The 17,563-nt window shown below is 67.6% G+C and carries 17 protein-coding genes; 8 read left to right on the top strand and 9 right to left on the bottom strand.

Going from position 1 to position 17,563, the window contains the following annotated elements:
* Positions 1-22 precede the first annotated feature (22 nt).
* The 3 genes from DFO47_RS08350 (at position 23) to DFO47_RS08360 (ending at position 2,779) form a co-directional block, all read left to right on the top strand.
* A complete protein-coding gene (locus DFO47_RS08350; protein WP_018762663.1) occupies positions 23-511 on the top strand; it encodes an inorganic diphosphatase in 489 nt (162 codons plus the stop codon).
* 143 nt (positions 512-654) lie between these two features.
* Complete coding sequence (locus DFO47_RS08355; RefSeq protein ID WP_133831312.1) at positions 655-1,998, top strand: carboxylesterase family protein; 1,344 nt, start codon at positions 655-657, stop codon at positions 1,996-1,998.
* A gap of 7 nt (positions 1,999-2,005) precedes the next feature.
* Positions 2,006-2,779 (top strand): DUF429 domain-containing protein, encoded by a 774-nt coding sequence (locus DFO47_RS08360; RefSeq protein WP_133831313.1) that lies wholly within the window; start codon positions 2,006-2,008, stop codon positions 2,777-2,779.
* On the opposite strand, the gene DFO47_RS08365 is transcribed toward DFO47_RS08360, so the two are convergent.
* On the bottom strand, positions 2,776-5,202 hold the full coding sequence (locus DFO47_RS08365; protein ID WP_133831314.1) for a phosphoketolase family protein: 2,427 nt from the start codon (positions 5,200-5,202) through the stop codon (positions 2,776-2,778). The two genes, DFO47_RS08360 and DFO47_RS08365, sit on opposite strands and share 4 nt — an antisense overlap.
* Before the next feature lie 167 nt (positions 5,203-5,369).
* On the opposite strand from DFO47_RS08365, the gene DFO47_RS08370 reads away from it, so the two are divergent.
* A complete protein-coding gene (locus DFO47_RS08370) occupies positions 5,370-5,969 on the top strand; it encodes a hypothetical protein (protein WP_018762667.1) in 600 nt (199 codons plus the stop codon).
* Positions 5,970-6,022: 53 nt separating this feature from the next.
* On the opposite strand, the gene DFO47_RS08375 is transcribed toward DFO47_RS08370, so the two are convergent.
* The 4 genes from DFO47_RS08375 to serS all read right to left on the bottom strand — a co-directional run bounded on the left by DFO47_RS08375 (position 6,023) and on the right by serS (position 10,185).
* A complete protein-coding gene (locus DFO47_RS08375) occupies positions 6,023-6,607 on the bottom strand; it encodes a histidine phosphatase family protein (RefSeq protein ID WP_133831315.1) in 585 nt (194 codons plus the stop codon).
* A gap of 60 nt (positions 6,608-6,667) precedes the next feature.
* Positions 6,668-7,552 carry an HAD family hydrolase gene (locus DFO47_RS08380; RefSeq protein WP_133831316.1) on the bottom strand — a complete coding sequence of 295 codons (885 nt, stop codon included), beginning with the start codon at positions 7,550-7,552 and terminating at the stop codon, positions 6,668-6,670.
* Between the two features lie 204 nt (positions 7,553-7,756).
* Positions 7,757-8,761, bottom strand: a complete 1,005-nt coding sequence (locus DFO47_RS08385; protein ID WP_133831317.1) for a type IV toxin-antitoxin system AbiEi family antitoxin domain-containing protein — start codon at positions 8,759-8,761, stop codon at positions 7,757-7,759.
* 143 nt (positions 8,762-8,904) lie between these two features.
* Positions 8,905-10,185, bottom strand: coding sequence for a serine--tRNA ligase (gene serS, locus DFO47_RS08390; RefSeq protein WP_133831318.1), 1,281 nt, complete (start codon positions 10,183-10,185; stop codon positions 8,905-8,907).
* Positions 10,186-10,273: 88 nt separating this feature from the next.
* Between serS and DFO47_RS08395 the strand changes: the two genes are divergently transcribed.
* Positions 10,274-11,362 carry a diacylglycerol kinase family protein gene (locus DFO47_RS08395; protein ID WP_133831319.1) on the top strand — a complete coding sequence of 363 codons (1,089 nt, stop codon included), beginning with the start codon at positions 10,274-10,276 and terminating at the stop codon, positions 11,360-11,362.
* 64 nt (positions 11,363-11,426) lie between these two features.
* Here DFO47_RS08395 and DFO47_RS08400 read toward each other — a convergent pair whose 3' ends face one another.
* The 3 genes from DFO47_RS08400 to DFO47_RS08410 all read right to left on the bottom strand — a co-directional run bounded on the left by DFO47_RS08400 (position 11,427) and on the right by DFO47_RS08410 (position 13,035).
* On the bottom strand, positions 11,427-11,633 hold the full coding sequence (locus DFO47_RS08400) for a hypothetical protein (RefSeq protein ID WP_018762673.1): 207 nt from the start codon (positions 11,631-11,633) through the stop codon (positions 11,427-11,429).
* A 95-nt stretch (positions 11,634-11,728) separates the two neighbouring features.
* A complete protein-coding gene (gene pheA / locus DFO47_RS08405; protein WP_133831320.1) occupies positions 11,729-12,709 on the bottom strand; it encodes a prephenate dehydratase in 981 nt (326 codons plus the stop codon).
* Positions 12,709-13,035, bottom strand: coding sequence for a rhodanese-like domain-containing protein (locus DFO47_RS08410; protein WP_018762675.1), 327 nt, complete (start codon positions 13,033-13,035; stop codon positions 12,709-12,711). The genes pheA and DFO47_RS08410 overlap by 1 nt, the downstream gene beginning before the upstream one ends.
* Positions 13,036-13,249: 214 nt before the next feature.
* Here DFO47_RS08410 and DFO47_RS08415 point away from each other — a divergent pair, with 214 nt between their 5' ends.
* The 3 genes from DFO47_RS08415 to DFO47_RS08430 all read left to right on the top strand — a co-directional run bounded on the left by DFO47_RS08415 (position 13,250) and on the right by DFO47_RS08430 (position 15,973).
* Positions 13,250-14,656 (top strand): amidase, encoded by a 1,407-nt coding sequence (locus DFO47_RS08415; protein WP_133831321.1) that lies wholly within the window; start codon positions 13,250-13,252, stop codon positions 14,654-14,656.
* Positions 14,657-14,792: 136 nt separating this feature from the next.
* Entirely contained in the window at positions 14,793-15,020 is a 228-nt protein-coding gene (locus tag DFO47_RS08420; protein ID WP_133831322.1) for a hypothetical protein, read from the top strand.
* A 473-nt stretch (positions 15,021-15,493) separates the two neighbouring features.
* A complete protein-coding gene (locus DFO47_RS08430) occupies positions 15,494-15,973 on the top strand; it encodes a lipopolysaccharide assembly protein LapA domain-containing protein (protein ID WP_133831323.1) in 480 nt (159 codons plus the stop codon).
* A 62-nt stretch (positions 15,974-16,035) separates the two neighbouring features.
* On the opposite strand, the gene DFO47_RS08435 is transcribed toward DFO47_RS08430, so the two are convergent.
* The gene (locus DFO47_RS08435; RefSeq protein ID WP_133831324.1) at positions 16,036-17,562 is read right to left on the bottom strand and encodes a carboxyl transferase domain-containing protein; all 1,527 of its coding nucleotides are present in this window, start codon (positions 17,560-17,562) and stop codon (positions 16,036-16,038) included.
* Between the last annotated feature and the right edge of the window lies 1 nt (position 17,563).

Genomic DNA, 17,563 nt, shown 5'->3' on the forward strand with positions numbered 1-17,563 from the left:
TGTAATTGCCGAGGAGCATTCCATGAAGCACGACGTGACCATCGAGATCCCCAAGGGATCACGCGTCAAGTATGAAGTTGACCACGAGACCGGCCGCGTCCGCCTGGACCGCGTCCTCTTCACCTCCATGCAGTACCCCACCCACTACGGGTACTTCGAAAACACCCTCGGCGAGGACGGCGACCCGCTGGACGCGCTGGTGCTGCTGCAGGACTTCGACCTGCACCCCGGCGTCATCGTCGAATCCCGCCCCATCGGCGTCTTCAACATGACCGACGACGGCGGCGGAGACGCCAAGATCCTGTGCGTCCCGGTGGATGCCCGCTTTGACCACATCCAGGAAGTGAGCGATGTCAACGAGTTCCTGATCAAGGAAATCGAGCACTTCTTCACCCGCTACAAGGACCTGGAGCCCGGCAAGTGGGTCAAGGCCGAGGGCTGGGGCGACCGCGCCGCCGCCGAAGCCGAATTGGAAGCCTCCATCAAGCGCTACGTGCCCACCGGCCACTAATTCCTGCGGCGGCCCGCCTGGGCGCGGCCTTCGCCACAAGTCCCCGCATCTCGGACTATTCCCCGCATCACGCGATGGGGAATTGTCCGGAAGGCGGGGATTTCTGTTGTCCGGCCACTGGAAATCTGTGGAATCGTGGACCTGTGCCTACCGAGCCGACGCTTTACTCCACGTTGTTGTTCAATCCGCCCTGCGGCCCCGTCACCGGCTGGCGGGACGGCGATGTCCTTCGTGCCACCGGAATCCCGTACGCCCGGGCCCCACGTTTCCAAGCCCCGGCACCGGTCGCGGACTGGACCAGCGACTATGCCGCCACGGCGTTGGCCCCGGCCTGCCCGCAAGGCCCGGTCCCGTTCCTCGACGACGTCCTGGGCACCACCTACGGGGAGCTCCCGGGCAGCGAGGACTGCCAGAACCTCTCCATCACCATGCCCGGCGACCTCCAGCCGGGGGAACGGCTGCCCGTCATGGTGTGGATCCATGGAGGTTCCTACACCACCGGATCCGGAGACCTGGCCATCTTCGATCCCGCCAGGCTGGTGTCCGAAAACCGCGTGGTGGCGGTATCCGTGACCTACCGCCTGGGCCTGTTTGGGTTCCTGGCCACGCCGGCCGGGCGTCCAGGCAACCTGGGTCTCCTGGACCAACTGGAAGCCTTCCGCTGGGTACAGCGGAACATCGGGGCGTTCGGCGGCGACCCGGGCCTGGTGACCGCCTTCGGCCAGTCCGCCGGCGGCGACGCAATCGCCCACCTCATGGCCACGCCGGACGCGCCCGGGCTCTTCCAGCGTGCCATCATCCAAAGCGCACCGCTGGGCATTGCCCGGGGACGCGCCCGGATGAACCATGCCATGGGCATCGCCGCCGAAACGGTGACCGAGGAAACACCGGCCATGGAGGTGGTGGAACGCGAGGCACAGGTAGCCCAGGTGGCGCGGAAGTTCGGGATGCTCGCGGCCATGCCGTTTGGAACGCAGTACGGCCACGATCCGCTCCCGGAGGAGGACGCCATCGAGGCGGCCTGGGACCGGACCGCACCCGCGATTGACGTGCTGATCGGGCACACAACCGAGGAAGCCCGGTTGTTCCTCCCCCGCAGCCCGTGGCTCATGCGGCTGGCCGCCGTTCCGCTGGTGGGTGCCACTGCCGTCCGCGCCATCGACTGGGTGGTCGCCGAAACCGTGTACGGCCGGGCCACCCGCCGCTTTGCCCGCCGGCACGCGAAGGCAGGCGGCCGCGCGCACCGGTACGTCCTGGACTGGCACGCCCCCGGCAACGTCTTCGGCGCGGCCCACACCATCGACCTGCCCCTGCTGCTCGGCACCCGGAAGACCTGGGACGGCGTGGGCCTGATCAACGGTGCCCGGTGGGAGGACGTGGACTCTACCGGCCGTTCAGTGCGGGCCCTGTGGGCCGGCTTTGCCCGGGGCGATGACTTGGGCGAAGCCGGAGCCGTTGACGGGGCGCTGTGCTACAGGCGCGTCTGATCCCGGCATGAAGACCCTCGGCGTGGACCTCGCGGCGGCCACCAAGAAGACCGCGGTGGCGGTCATTGAGTGGGGCGCAGGCAGCACGGGCAGCGGGGCCGCCCGGCTCACCCACCTGGCCCTGGACGTGGACGACCAGCACATCGTGGAGCTGTTCGGCAGCACCGACATGACCGGCGTCGACTGCCCCGTAGGCTGGCCCGATGCCCTGATCCCGTTCCTCACCGGGCACCTGGACAACATCGCGGCCCCCGTCCTCGAACACGACGGAATCGCCGGCCGCCGGCTGCTCGCGTACCGGGACACCGACCGCTTCGTCACGCGTGAAACCGGGCTGATCCCGCTCAGCGTCTCCGCGGACCGGCTGGCCCACCCTGCCATGCGCTGCGCGGTCATCCAGGCAAAGATCGCCCAACTCCACGGCCCGCAGCCAAGGGACGGTTCCGGACGCCTGGCCGAGGTGTACCCCGCGGCGTCCCTGAAGATCTGGGGCCTCAACGGCCGCGGCTACAAGGGCCGCGGCGTCCCGGAAGCCGAGCGCCTGGCCCTCCTGCTGGCCGCCCTCGAGGAACAGGCGCCGTGGCTGGACCTGGCCGGGCACCGCGACAGCCTGGCAGGCTCGGACGACCTCTTCGACGCCGTCATCGCCTCCCTGACCGCCCGCGCCGCCGCCCGGCGTCGTACCCTCCTGCCGGACAGCACCCACGCAGCGGCCGCCCGCACCGAAGGCTGGATCCACCTCCCGGACTGCCGCCTCGACGAACTCCCCAAAGGCTCCTAGCCGCCCAGGGTCCAGTTCCGGATTTCCGCCGGGTCCTCGCCATGCGTGCGGGTGTGCTCGCGGGCCCGGTTGCGCCGGTCCTGCAGGTCCTGGCGCAATAAGGCATGCTTCCCCGCCAGGCCGGGGACACGGTCGATCGCGTCGATGGCCAGGGTGAAGCGGTCAATACCGTTGAGCATGGCCATGTCGAACGGCGTGGTGGTGGTGCCCTCTTCCTTGTACCCGTGCACGTGCAGGCCCTGCTGGTTGGTGCGGCGGTACGCGAGCCGGTGGATCAGCGCCGGATAGCCGTGGTAGGCGAAAATGACCGGCTTGTCCGCGGTGAAGATCCCGTCGAAGTCGTGCGCGGGGAGGCCGTGGGGATGCTCGCTGTCATCCTGCAGCCGCATCAGGTCCACCACGTTCACCACCCGTACCTTGAGCCCGGGAGCGCCGTCCCGGAGCAGTTCCGCGGCGGCCACGGTCTCCACGGTGGGGACATCACCGGCGCAGGCCAGGACGACGTCGGGCTCCTCACCTGGCACCTCGGACCCCGCGAACGTCCAGATGCCCAGGCCGCGCCGGCAATGGTTGGCGGCGTCCGCCGGACCCAGCCAGGTGGGTGACGGTTGCTTGCCGCTGACCACGATGTTCACGTAGTCCGTGGAGGCCAGGCAGTGCTCCATGACGGAGAGCAGGGTATTGGTGTCCGGCGGCAGGTAGACCCGGATGACCTCTGCCTTCTTGTTCACCGCGTGGTCGATGAACCCTGGATCCTGGTGCGAGAAGCCATTGTGGTCCTGCTGCCAGACGTGCGAGGACAGCAGGTAGTTCAGGGAGGCCACCGGCCGGCGCCATGGCAGCCCGCGGGAAACCTTCAGCCATTTGGCGTGCTGGTTGAACATGGAATCGACAATGTGGACGAAGGCCTCGTAGCAGTTGAAGACCCCGTGCCGGCCGGTCAGGAGATATCCTTCCAGCCAGCCCTGGCACAGGTGCTCGCTCAGCACCTCCAGGACCCGGCCGGAGCGCGCAAGGTGCTCGTCGACGTCGTCGATCCTGTACTGCCACACCTTGTCGGTGGCCTCGTAGACGTTCTGCAGCCGGTTGGAGGCCGTCTCGTCCGGGCCGAACAGCCGGAAGTTCTCCATGTTCTGCGCGATGACGTCCCGCATCCAGGAGCCCAGCGTGACCATGGGGCTCACCCGTTCGGTACCCGGGTGGTGTACCTCCACGGCGTGGTCCCGGTAGGCGGGCAGCTTCAGGGCGCGCCTGAGCAGTCCGCCGTTGGCATGCGGTGTGGCGCTCATGCGGAAGTCGCCGGTGGGGGCGCCCTCGGCGACGTCGGCGCGGAGCCGGCCGCCGCCGTCGAACAGTTCCCGGGGCCGGTAGGACTGCATCCATTCCTCCAGCTGCTTCAGGTGGTCACCGTTGGTGCGGACTTCGGACAGCGGCACCTGGTGCGCCCGCCACGTGCCTTCAACCTGCAGCCCGTCCACGGTCCGCGGCCCGGTCCAGCCCTTGGGCGAGCGCAGCACGATCAGGGGCCAGCGGTGTCCGCCCTCCCCCGCCTCTTCACCGGAAGCGTCCTGCCGGTGGGCATCCTGGATGGCCTTGATGTCCGCCAGGCACCGGTCCAGGACGCCGGCGAAATCACGGTGTGCCTGTTCCGTGTTGTCCGGGTCGGCCACGGTGACGAAGTACGGTTCGTGTCCGTACCCGCGCAGCAGCTGCTCCAACTGCTGCTCAGGCATCCGGGCCAGGATGGTGGGATTGGCGATCTTGTAGCCGTTCAGGTGCAGGATGGGCAGCACCGCGCCGTCCGCTGCGGGATCCAGGAAGTTGTGGGAGTGCCAGCTGGCAGCGAGGGGCCCGGTTTCCGCCTCGCCGTCGCCAATCACGACGGCGGTCACCAGCTGCGGGTTGTCGAACACCGACCCGTACGCGTGCGCCAGGGAGTACCCGAGTTCCCCGCCTTCGCTGATGGAGCCGGGAGTTTCCGGGGCGGCATGGCTGGGGATGCCGCCGGGGTAGGAGAACTGCCGGAACAGTTCAGCCATGCCGGCCTCATCGTTGCCCACGTGCGCATAGATTTCGGAGTAGGTCCCCTCCATCCAGGCATTGGCGACGACGGCGGGGCCGCCATGGCCGGGACCGGCAACAAAGAGCATCTCCAGGGAGTCGCGGCGGATCACGCGGTTCAGGTGGGCGTAGACGAAGTTAAGCCCGGGCGTGGTGCCCCAGTGGCCCAGCAGCCGGGACTTGGTGTCCGCCGCCTGCAGCGGCTCCCGCAGCAACGGGTTGGAGCGCAGGTAAATCTGCCCCACGGAGAGGTAGTTGGCGGCGCGCCACCAGCGGTCCACCAGGGCCAGATCGTCTGCCGACGCCCCGGCCTGCCCCCGCCGGTCGTGCCGCATGTCGTCGTGCCCTGTATTCCCGGCCATAGCCATCCTTACATCGGGTGTGCCGCTGGGCGGCCGTTCCCCCATGGCAACAGATGAAGGGGCACGCAGGCAAGGCCCGGCGTCGTGCCCCGCGCCCATTCCAGGACTTTCACACCCCCGGCCGCGGCGGTTTCGTCATTTCTACTTCCGGGTAGTGTGTACCCAGAATGTTCACGCTGACCATCAACCAGACTGACAGCCGGCGCGACGGCGACCAGGTGCCGCAGCTGCTCAAAGCGCTGCGACATATCCCTGCGCGCCTGGATTTTGACCGGTCCGTCGAGGATGAAGTGCAGGGTGTGGTGGACTGCCCGCACCAGGCTGTGGAGGCGGCGCTGATCGCTTTGCGCAGCGGATCCTGGTACGTGGGAATCGGCGCCGGGCCGGTGGACGAGCCGCTGCCCAACCAAATCAAGGACGCCACCGGCCATGGCCTGGTCTACGCGCGCAGGGCCGTGGACCGGCTCCGCAGCAGCAAGGAGCGGATTCCGGTTGCAGTGGAGGGGCCCCTGGCCGACGTGGCCCATGACGCGGAGGCCGTGCTGCGGCTGCTCGGACACATTGTCCGGGACCGTTCCGGCGCCGAATGGCGGGTGCTGGACCTGCTGACGCCCGGGGTCCGCGGCCAGCAAAAAGCGGTGGCGCAGGAACTGGGCATCACCACCCAGGCTGTCAGCAAGGCAGTGTCCCGGGCGCAGTGGAACGAGGAACATTCCGCCCGGCCCGCGGCAGCGAGGCTGCTGGCCCTGATCCTCGAAGCGAGGTAGCAAGGCCCGCCCTGCGCTGGGGCAGGCCTGCTTAGCCCCCGTCAGGAGGCTGTTCAGGCTCCCGCGGCCGCCATCATCGGTTCACCGTTGAAATACTCAAGCTTCCACCCGTCCACAGCATGGTGGTGTGCCACGTTCAGGGCGGCGTTGTCCACGCTGGCCAAGGTCTGGCCGATGGCACGGCTGAGGCTGACCCGCAGCAGGGTGCCGTGCGCCACCACCAGTATCCGCTGCCCACGGAATTCCTCCGCCAATGCCTCAAGCGCGGCGAGGCCACGGTCCGCCGCCTCGGCTTCGCTTTCAGCACCCTTGAACCCGCCGGGCACTCGCAGCGCCTCAAGTTCGGGGCCGGCCTGCATTCCTTCGGCCGGTCCGAAGCTGCGCTCGGTCAGCTCGGGGATGCGCCGGGCCACCGCGAGCCCCAATCCTTCGGCGATCAGGTCCGCGGTCTCGGCGGCCCGGCTCAGCGGGGAGGAGACAATCACGTCCCATTCGTACGGGGCCAGGACGGCGACGGCGTCACGTGCCTGGCCGCGTCCGACGTCGTTCAGGGGGATATCGGTGGCACCCTGCAGCCGGCGTTCGGCATTCCAGTCGGTCTGGCCATGGCGGACGAGGGCGAACGTCGTAAGGGTCATGGTCCTATTCTGCCTTGGCGCCCGGTGCCGGCTGGAATCCGGGCTGCCGGAGTAGGCAGGTCAGAGGAGGCTGCGCAGTACGTGGGCGGCGCCGTCGTCGAACACCGAGTGGGTGACCTCATCGGCCGCCGCAATCACTTCCTCCGGAGCCTGCCCCATGGCAACTCCGCGGCCGGCCCAGCTGAGCATCTCGATATCGTTCCGGCCATCTCCAACGGCCACGGTGCGGTGCTGCTCGATCCCGAGCCGGAGCCGAAGGTTCTCCAGGGCGCTGGCCTTGGTCACCCCTGCCGCTGCGATATCCAGCCATGCGGTCCAGCCCACCGAGTAGGTCACCCCGGCCAGTCCCACGTGGTCGATGGCTTCGTTGAATTCCTCGGGCGTGTTTTCAGTACTGAACACCACCACGCGCACCGCGGTGGCCTCCAGCATGGTGTGGAAGTCGACGCCTACGGCCTCGACACCGAAGCTGGCGTCCTGGAACCGTTCCGTGGAGAGGAAGTTTCCATCGGCGTCCTCCAGCGCGTACTTGGCAGAGGGAAGCCGTTCCCGGAGGGCCCTCAGGGCAGGCCCGGGGTCGAAGGTGGCTTTGTGGATGACCTCGTAGCCGTTGGCCAGTTCGGGGTGGAGCCGGAGGGTCACGCCGCCGTTGCAGCAAACAGCGTAGCCGCGCTCTATGCCGATCTTTTCGATGACGGGGAGGGTGGCATTCAAGGAGCGGCCGGTGGCGATCATTACCTCGTGCCCGGCCGCCACTACCGCCTGCGCCGCGTCCCGCACGCCCGGCGTCATGTGGCCGTCGTGGTCCACCAGGGTACCGTCTACGTCCAGCGCGACCATCAGCTTCTGGCCGATTCCCGAAAAGCCGTAGGTGTTGGTGTCGTCTTGGTTGTTCTCTCGCCGGTCATCGTTGCCGGCGACTGAGGTTTCAGTCAGCGTTGTCATTGAAACAGTGAAGCAGACGTCACTGACAGGCGCTAGGACGCAGGACACAGCTTTACTGAACTGTTGATTAACTGCGGGTTTCCGCACCTCGAGGCGGGTCACCGGTGGTTCCGCGGTACCGCCTGTCAGAGGCTTGATCGCAGAGGACACCCTTCTAGAATCTGATTCGCGAACAAGCTGAGGTATAACCGGGGGTAGGGGCACTCACCTGCTCCGGATGCCGGCAGCCAGGAGTTTGGCGCGTAGCCGGTCAGGATTCTGCAAGTCGGCCCAGCGCCAGCGGACGAAGCCATGACCAAGTGACCGGATCCGGTCCTCACGGATCTTCTCCCGATAGACCGCCTCCTCGGCGGTGATTCCTCCGCGCAGGGCGGCCTGAACATACTTGCCTTTGCCGTCGAATTCGCCAACCACCCCTGGGTTCGGCCACCAGCAATCAGTCCTCCCAATGACACCCTCCCGGTCGGCAAATGTGCGCTGAAGGACAGGCTGCTCAAAGCCAAGGAACTCGAAGACTGCCCTGCTGTAGGACTCCCCTACAGATTCCGACAACGGGCTGGCAAGGGAAGCGGCGCGTTCGGCACGTGCCGCGGCGGAAGCGTGCGGAAGCGCCCGGATCCCGTCCCGGATGTCCTGAAGCGACCACAAGCTGGCATCAGCGGGCATTCGGCCAGCCTTGTGGAGCTTTCGTGCGGCTCCGTCAGCAACAACCAGCGCCTGGCTCAGGCTGCGGGTTGCCATGATGTCCAAAGTGGTCTCCACCAGCCCGAGACTGAGGAATTCGCCGTGGCGCACAGGTTCATGTACCTGCTTTAGCCGGTATTGGAGGGGGTAGGACCGCACCTCCCGCGCTTCCCGGGCGGCCTTGTCCGTGCCGAGGACCACGAACGGCGACTTCCTGATCCCGCTGCGGCCCGGCAGGCTGGTTGCCAACTCCACACATTGGGGGTCGCCCAGTGTTGGAAGGCCGATGGCCCATGCAGCCGTCTGCCCACAGAGGACCGCGCCGCTGACGGATCTCGCAATCGCCGCCGTCGACCACGCGAAGCGTTGTGCGGGCGTGGCACTGATCCAGTCATTGGTCCGCACGTAGAAGCCTCGCCGGAGCCGTACGAGCTGCCCGGCCTTGAAGGCGCGGTGCAGGGCATCAGTGCCGACGCCGGTGCGGAGTATGGCGGCAGTATCAATCAGGCCAGGTGGTATCTCCATATCCCAAGGATGCGGGGCTGGAGCCTGCCGGACGGTTCGCCCGCGGCCGTATGTGGACAGTTCTGGGCGAAACCAAAGCTTGTTCGCGCATCCGATCGGTGAAGGACTGGTCGCGCGAACAAGCTTATGAAAAGGGACGGCCTCTACAGGACCGGCAGAACCTCGAGCCCGCCGAGGTACTTCTGCAGCGCCTTGGGTACGTTGACCGAGCCGTCCGCGTTCTGGTGGTGCTCCAGCAGCGCCACGATCCAGCGGGTGGTGGCCAGGGTGCCGTTCAGGGTGGCCACGGCGCGGGTGCCCTTGGCGACGCCGTCAGCGTTGACCGCGCGCTCACGGATGTTGAGGCGGCGCGCCTGGAACGTGGTGCAGTTTGAGGTGGAGGTCAGCTCGCGGTAGGCGCCCTGGGTGGGGACCCACGCTTCGCAGTCGTACTTCCGGGCCGCGGACATGCCGAGGTCGCCCGCCGCGGTGTCGATGACCCGGTACGGCAGCTCGCACTTGGCCAGCATCTCCTCTTCCCAGGCCAGCAGGCGCTGATGCTCGGCGGCGGCTTCTTCGACCGTGGTGTAAATGAACATTTCCACCTTGTTGAACTGGTGCACGCGGATGATGCCGCGGGTGTCCTTGCCGTGCGAGCCGGCCTCGCGGCGGTAGCAGGAGCTTTGCCCGGCGTAGCGGATGGGGCCCTTGGAGAAGTCCAGGATCTCGTCCGCGTGGTAGCCGGCCAGGGCCACCTCGGAGGTGCCCACCAGGTACAGGTCGTCTTCGGCGAGTCGGTAGATCTCGGCGTCGTGCTTCACATCGAAGCCCGTGCCCTGCATCGTCTCCGGACGCACCAGCGTGGGGGTGATCATGGGGATAAAGCCCGCTTCAATGGCCTGGTCCATGGCCATCTGCAGCAGCGCCATTTCCAGCCGGGCTCCAACGCCGCGGAGGAAGTAGAAGCGGGCACCGGAGACCTTGGCGCCGCGTTCCATGTCAATCGCGCCGATCAGCTCACCGATCTCCAGGTGGTCCTTGGGCTCAAAGTCCGGGAACTCGCGCGGGGTGCCGACGGTCTTGACCACCACGTAGTCGTCCTCGCCGCCTTCGGGAACACCATCCTCCACCAGGTTGGGGACGGTGCGCAGCAGCTCTTCCTGCTTGGTCTGCGCGGCATCGGCCTCGGCGGAGGCCGCCTTGACGGAGTTGGCCAGCTCCTTGACCTCTGCCAGCAGTGCCTGCTTCTCTTCACCCTTGGCCTGCGCCACCTTCTTACCGAAGGCGTTCTGCTCGGCGCGGAGGTTTTCGAAGCGGATCAGGGCGGCGCGGCGCGCGGCATCCGCGGAGATGATCGCGTCCACCACTGATTCGTCCGCGCCGCGGGCGCGCTGGCTGGCACGGAACTTGTCCGGGTTTTCGCTGAGGTCTTTTACGTCGATCACCAGACAAGGGTATCCAATACCGCGCACGACGGCGGGCGGCAGGCCCCGTGCGCCGGGCCGCCGCACGCCGGGCTACTGTTGAACCACCATGAGCGACTGGATTCTTTACCTGCTGATTGCGGTGGCCCTTGCCTTCGCCACCTCCAGCTGGTGGGGGGTCCGGCGCCTGCAGGCCCTGCACGTGCGCAGCACAGTGGCCGGCGAAGCCTACGATCCGGGCCTGGCGCAGCAGCGGGTGGCCGTGGTCCTCAATCCGATCAAGGCGCGGGCAGAGGAAGCAAAGGCCACCATCCAGCGCGCCTGCCTGGCAGCCGGCTGGGAGGAACCGGCCTTTTTCGAAACAACCGCGGACGACCCCGGCTTTTCCCAGATGCAGGCTGCCTTGGCCGGCAAGCCCGACGTCGTCCTGGTGGGCGGCGGGGATGGCACGGTCCGCGTGGTGGCCGAGGCCCTCGCGCACACCGATGTTGCCATGGGTTTGATACCGCTGGGGACCGGCAACCTGCTGGCCAGGAACGTCGACCTTGACGTGAACGACCTCCACGGGAACGTTCAGACGGCGCTGTTTGGGCGGCAGCGCTACATCGACACCGCCCGGATGGCCATTGAGAACTCCCGCACCGGGCACTACTCCGAGCACGTCTTCCTGGTCATTGCCGGGATTGGCATGGACGCGGAAGTCCTGGCGGACACCAACGACGGTTTGAAGAAGGCGGTGGGCTGGCTCGCCTACACCGAGGCGGGCGTCCGGCACCTCCCGGGCCGGCGGAAAAAGGTGTCCATTTCGCTGGACGGCAGCCCGGAGCAGGTGCGGAACATCCGCAGCGTACTTTTTGCCAACTGCGGGCTGGTGCCCGGCGGCATCGACTTCATTCCGCAGGCAATGATTGACGACGGCATGCTGGACGTGGTGGTCATGAGTCCCCGCAGCGCCCTGGGCTGGCTGCTGATGTACATGAAGATCATGTTCAAGCACAGCGGGAAACTGCCGATCATGACGGTCTACAGGTCGGTCAAGGTGGTCATCAAGTGTCCCGAGCCCATGCCCACCCAAATCGATGGCGACACGTCCGGGGAAGCGACCCAACTCACCGTCCAGGTGGAACCGAAGTCATTGCTGGTAAGGGTCAAGGCACACGAGCCGGGTGGCCCGGGGCAGGCGAAAACCCGCGTCTAGGCGTGCAAGGCCCGTCAGCGGCTGGGGAAATGCCGGGCCGGCCTGACCGGCCGGCTCACGTGGATCAGGCGCCGGCGTCCTTCTTCTCCGCCTCAGCTGCTGCTTTGGCAGCGGCATGGGCCTCGGACTGTTCACGGATCATTGCCTGTTCCTCTTCGAAACGCAGGCGGTCCGCGCGGTCAGCATCGTCGCCGTCCCAGTCCTGGTTGTCTGCGGCAGGCTTGGGGTTGACGATCATCCCCTGGCCGTCATTGTCAGTGGTGCTGGTCATGACCCGCTCCCTTCATTAGGGGCCATACCCCGTGTGGATCAAGCAAGCATACGCATTGTGCACACCCCGCGGAAGTAGTCCGAAAGGCAATTTGCCTACGCTGTGGGCGAAGATCCGGAACCGCTTTCACCTGCGGTGGATGCCGCGTCAAGTATGGATCCGACCCACTCCCGGGCCGCCGAGAAGGCGGCATCGGAAGTATGCGCCGCCACGGCCGTGGCCTGCCTGTCCGCCCGGGCATACGAACCCAGGAAACGGGTCCCGGGGCTGATCCGGTGCAGTCCCGCCAGGGCATCCGCAACACGTGCCTCGCCGGCGTGGCCATCCGCGTCGATGCTGAAGAAGTAGTGGCCCAGGTACTGCCCGGTGGGACGCGATTCGATCCGGCTGAGGTTGACGCCGCGGCTGGCAAACTGGTCGAGGATCTCCATCAGCGCACCCGGACGGTCCTCCGGCAGCGGGACGACAAGCGTGGTCTTGTCCGCGCCGGTGCGTTCCGGAAGGACACCTGGACGGCTCACGAGGATGAAGCGCGTCACGGCGCCCGGATTGTCACCAATGTTTTCCGCCAAGACCTGCAGGCCCGGATGCGCTTGCGCTACGAGCGGCGCACAGATGGCGGCATCGTAATGGCAGTCACCGTCCAGCAGTCCCATGGCCGCGGCCGCGGTTGAAGACCCCGGAACATATTCCGCGCCGGGCATGTTATTTTCCATCCACATCCGGCACTGGGCCCACGCGTGGCCATGGGTGGACACGCGCCGTACGTCCTCCCTGCGCACGCCAGGCCGGGTCACCAGGACGAAGCTGATGGGTACCAGGACCTCGCGGATGATCCGCAGCTCTTGGCCGCTCGCTATCGCGTCGAGGGTGGCGGTGACGCCGCCTTCGACCGAATTTTCAATCGGAACCATGGCAGCGTCGGCAGAACCGCTGCGCACTTGGTCCAGGGCGGCATTGACGTTCGGCGCCGGCACCCGGACTGCTTCTTGCGCACCGGGTACCTGCAACAGGGCAGCCTCGGTGAACGTGCCCTCGGGTCCGAGGAACGCGTAGGTGGGGGGACTGCCGTGCACTAAAGCACCAGCGGCTTGAGTCCGTTGTCGGAGACCAAGGGTTTGCCCGATTCGAGCCACTGGTCCATCCCGCCGGAGACGTTGATGGCGGTGTACCCCTGGCCCGTGAGCCACTGGGCAACACGGAACGACCTTCCGCCGGTCCGGCAGATGACATACACGTCCTCATCCGGATCAAGTTCGCCCAGCCGGGCCGGGATCTGGTCCATGGGGATGTGGAGTGCACCGTCGGCATGCCCGGCGACCCACTCGTAGTCCTCCCGGACGTCCAAGATGACGGCATCAGCCGGGATGTCGTGGACGGGCACGGTATCAAAATCGCTCATCGGAGTCCTGTCGTGGCGGATCAGAGTCACGTTAAAGCCTAGTCCTTCGACCACGGGTGGTGCGGAAACCGGCAAGCTAGGCTGGTGGCTCCCGAGGAGGTTTCCATGTCCCGTCAGCAGCCTGCCCGTCCGGCGCCGCTACAGTCGCGCCCCGGCCGGGACGTCGGCGGGGATGCCGGACCGTCCACGGCCAAGGAGCCGGAGGGCCGGGTCCTTGGCTGAACTTCACGAACTGCCCGCGCTGGACCTGCGGAACCTCCTCCGCGCCGGGACGGTGTCCGCTGCTGAGGCCACCACACATTTCCTGGCGCGGATCAGCCGGCAGAACCCGTTGCTGGGGGCCTTCATCACCGTTACCGCGGACCAGGCCATGGAACGGGCCCGGGCGGCTGATGACCTCCACTCCCGCACCGGTACCGACGACCTCCCCCTGCTGCACGGCATGCCGCTGGGCTTCAAGGACCTCACCGATGTGGCGGGCGTGGTGACCACCCACGGAAGCGCCGCCGTCGAGCATAAACCGGCTCCCGCGGACGCTCCCCTGGTGGCACTCCTCACGGAGGCAGGCGCGGTTTCCCTGGGCAAGACCCAAGTACCCGAGTTCGGCCTGACGGCTTACAGCGAAAACCGCATCGCGCCGCCGTCGCGCAATCCTTACGCACCCAGCAGGAGTTCGGGCGGGTCCTCCGGCGGCAGCGCTGCCGCCGTGGCGGCGGGCTTGCTGCCCTTCGCGCCAGGGACCGACGGCGGTGGTTCAGTCAGGATTCCGGCAGCCGCCTGCGGCCTGGTGGGGCTGAAGCCGGGCCGTGGCCTGGTGGCTGCCGGGGAAAGCAGCGGTGACCCGGCCCGGCTGGTGGTCCCGGGCCCCCTTGCCCGGACCGCCAAGGATGCCGCCCTGATGCTGGACGCCATGGCACCGGGGAACGAATACCTCGCGGGCATAGGCCAGGAGCCGCCGCCGTTGAGGATCGGCGTCACGCTGGAGAGCCCTTGGTCCGGCACCTTCCCCTTCAGTATCGAACCCGAAGCACTCGATGCCCTCCGGGCAGGCGAAAGGCTCCTGGAACACGCCGGCCATACCCTGGCCGAAGCTGCCGTGCGGTACGACAACCGCTATCCCGATGCCTTCACCACCGCCTGGACGGCAGGAGTGGGTTCTGCACGGATCAGCCCCTCCCGCGAAGCGCTGCTGGCGCCGTTGACCCGGACCTTCCGGCGTCGGGCCCAACAACGCAGCCCGGCGAAGCTCGCCGAAGCCCTGGCGTTCCTGCGGCAGTTCCAGCAGGACACCGTCGCGCAGTACGGCCAGTGGGACCTGATCATGATGCCCGCGCTGGCGCAGACACCCCGCCCCGTGGGCTGGTTCACCGGAACAGGCCACGGCGGCGGACGCTGGCCGGCCGTGCAATGGCCAGGAGATGCGGACGGCGACTACCGGAAGCAGTGCGAATATGCGCCGTGGTCCTCGATGGTGAACGTATGCGGATTGCCGGCCATAACGCTCCCTGTCCACTGGACCGGTGGATCCGCCGGAAGCGGACTCCCAATGGGCGTCCAACTGGTGGGTCCCATGGGCTCGGAAGCCCTCCTGCTGCAGGTGGCGCACCAACTGGGTTTCTAGGCGCCGCGGCGGTGTGGTGTTGTTGACCTGAACCTAACGCCCGCTTAACCCGGCGGTAACCCCGGCGGCGCAGACTGGAAAAACCACCTTTCGCACCCTCCGTACGCCTTTCCGCCCAATGAGGAGCTGCACCACCATGAATGCTGACCAGCACGCCACCGGCGCCGGCCCCACAGAAACTGCTGACGACGGGCGGCCGGACCTGAGCAACTCCAACGTCAGGGAGGACCTGGCCATGGCCGGCCGCTGCGGCCTGGTGCACCTGCCGACGGGCCGGGCCTGCCTCCTTCCGCTGCGCCACGGCGGCCCCTGCGAGTTCCACCGCCCGCAGGAGGCGCAGGACGTGGTGACCGGCGGCCGCTGACAGGCGCCGGCCACCACGGTATCGACTCCGGCAACAAACAGGAGGACCATTAAAGGGCAGTCACCATGAGGAGGTCTGTGATGTGCTATTCATCAAGCAAGGACTTCGGGTGGGACGCCAGGAAAGAAACCAGGCGCCGGCCTGAAGAGCGGCCTGAGACCCACGAAACTCCGAAGCCGGCCAAGGCACCGGAATTCACGTTCTGGGCCTTTCCGAAGTGGCGCAGGTCGCCTGTGCCGGGGACTCCCTCCGCCGAACGGAGCAAGGAAAGGGTCTGACGCCCGGCCCTACACGGCCCGGGGCAGTAGTCCAAGGAGGGGTTCCCGTCGGGGCCCCTCCTTCCCCAGGGCTCCCAATCCAGCCTGCCTTTCATGCAGCAGTAGACGCGCGCGGCGCGCTCGTTGTGCTGCGGCAACCCAGGCGTCTATGGTTGCACCATAAGCATGCTTAGCATTCTGCGAAAGGACACGGGCATGAGCGAAGGACAGTACACGCCGGGACCGAACAGCCAGCCGGACCCGGACGTCAACGTCACGCCGTCGGCCACGGACCGGGCGGCAGGCGGCCGGGACGCAACCTACGGTGGCGCGCCGTCCTACGCCCCGGATGCCCCGGATGCCCCGGATTCACCCGCGGTTCCAGCACCACCAGCGGGCACGGAAAAAGCCGCAGCGGGTGGCCGCACACCCGAAAGCAAAGTTACCCGCGCCGGCGTCATCTGGGCTGGCGTTGTCGCCTCACTGATCCTGTTGATCCTGCTGATCATCTTCATCCTGCAGAACCAGGAACAGGCCATGGTGCAGTTCCTGGGTTTTGAGGGGTCTGTCCCGCTGGGCATGGCACTCTTCATTGCCGCCGTCACCGGCGGGGTCCTGGTGGCTGTGGCAGGTGGGGCGCGCATCCTGCAACTGCGCGCCACCGCCCACCGCGCCAAGGTCCGTCAACGCCGCTAGGGCAAGCGACGGCCGGAGCCGCCGGAGCGAATCCGCCGGCGGCTCCCCGGCCGTGCGTTGCGTCAGTTGCCGCCCAGGTTCCGGTACTTCCGGAACCGCGCCCCCACCAGCCCGGCCACGGGGATGTCGGCAACGGATGCAAGTTCGTATTCGATGGCACGGGCCATCCGGGCACAGAATTCGCGCGGCTCCAGGGACGCGTCGTCGCGCTCGTCCACAATGTGGTCCACCAGTCCGTTCGCATACAGCGCCGCCACATTGACGCCCTGCGCCTGTGCCATCGCGGGCGCGAAGGCCGTGGTGCGGTGCACGATCGCACTGGCGCCCTCGGGCGGCAGCGGCGACAGCCAGCTGTGCTGCGCGGCGATGGTCCTGTCCGCGGGCAGCAGTGCCAGCGCCCCTCCCCCGGCACCCTGGCCAAGCAGCACCGAGACGGACGGCGATTCCAGGCCGATCAGTTCGTACAAAGAGCGTGCGATCTCGCCGGCGAGGCCGCCTTCTTCCGCCTCCTGGGAGAGCGCGGCGCCTGCGGTGTCGATGACCGTGAGCAGGGGGAGCCGCAGTTCTTCGGCCAGCTTCATGCCGCGGCGCGCTTCCCGCAATGACCCGGGCCCCATACCGGCGGCGTCCTTGCGCAGCGGGCGGGCATGGCCGAGCACAATGCAGGACCGGCTGCCGAACCGGGCCAGCGCCAGCAGCAACCCGGGGTCCTTTTCCCCCTGCCCCGTCCCGTTCAGCGGCAGGGCGTCGCTGGCGCCGAACTTGAGGAGCTGGCGCAGGTCCGGCCGCCGCGGCCGGCGCGAAATCCCGATCGACGTCCAGGCGTCCACGGGGGCCGGCCGCACGGCCAAAGTGGCCGGTGCGGCGGGCCGGACCACCGTCCCTGACGCCGCCTCCCGCCGGGGCGCCAGGATGTCCAGCGCCCGGGCCACCAGTTCCGCGAGCTCTTCGGGCTTCACGACGCCGTCGATGAGCCCCTTGTTGAACAGGTTTTCCGCCACCTGCACGTTGTCCGGGAAGGACTCCCCATGCAGTGCTTCGAACACCCGGGGGCCCAGGAATCCCAGCAGGGCGCCCGGTTCGGCAACATTGATGTGGCCCAGCGACCCCCAGGATGCCATCACGCCGCCGGTGGTGGGGTGCCGGAGGTAGACCAGGTAGGGCAGGCCGGCCTGGCGGTGCGCCCGGACGGCTCCGGTGATTTTGACCATGGACAGGAACGCCGGCGTCCCCTCCTGCATCCGGGTTCCCCCGGAGGCCGGGCCCGCCAGCAGCGGCAGTCCCTCCGAGGTGGCCCGTTCGACGGCGGCAACGATCCGCTGTGCCGCGGCGTGGCCGATGGAGCCGGCAAGGAAAGAAAACTCGCTGACGATCAGCGCCACCCGGCGCCCCCGGATCAGCCCGGTGCCGGTGAGCACCGATTCGTCGGCTCCGCTGCGTTCGCGGGCTTTGGCCAGGTCACGGGCATACTCTTCGGACAGCGCCGGCTGGTGCGGCGGCGTATCCCAGGAGACAAACGAATCCTGGTCCACCACGGCGTCGATCAGTTCGGCGGCGCGCAGGTGCCGCACTTTTTCGGTGGTTGGCATG

This window comes from Arthrobacter sp. AG258, assembly GCF_004364695.1.
GTDB lineage: Bacteria > Actinomycetota > Actinomycetes > Actinomycetales > Micrococcaceae > Arthrobacter.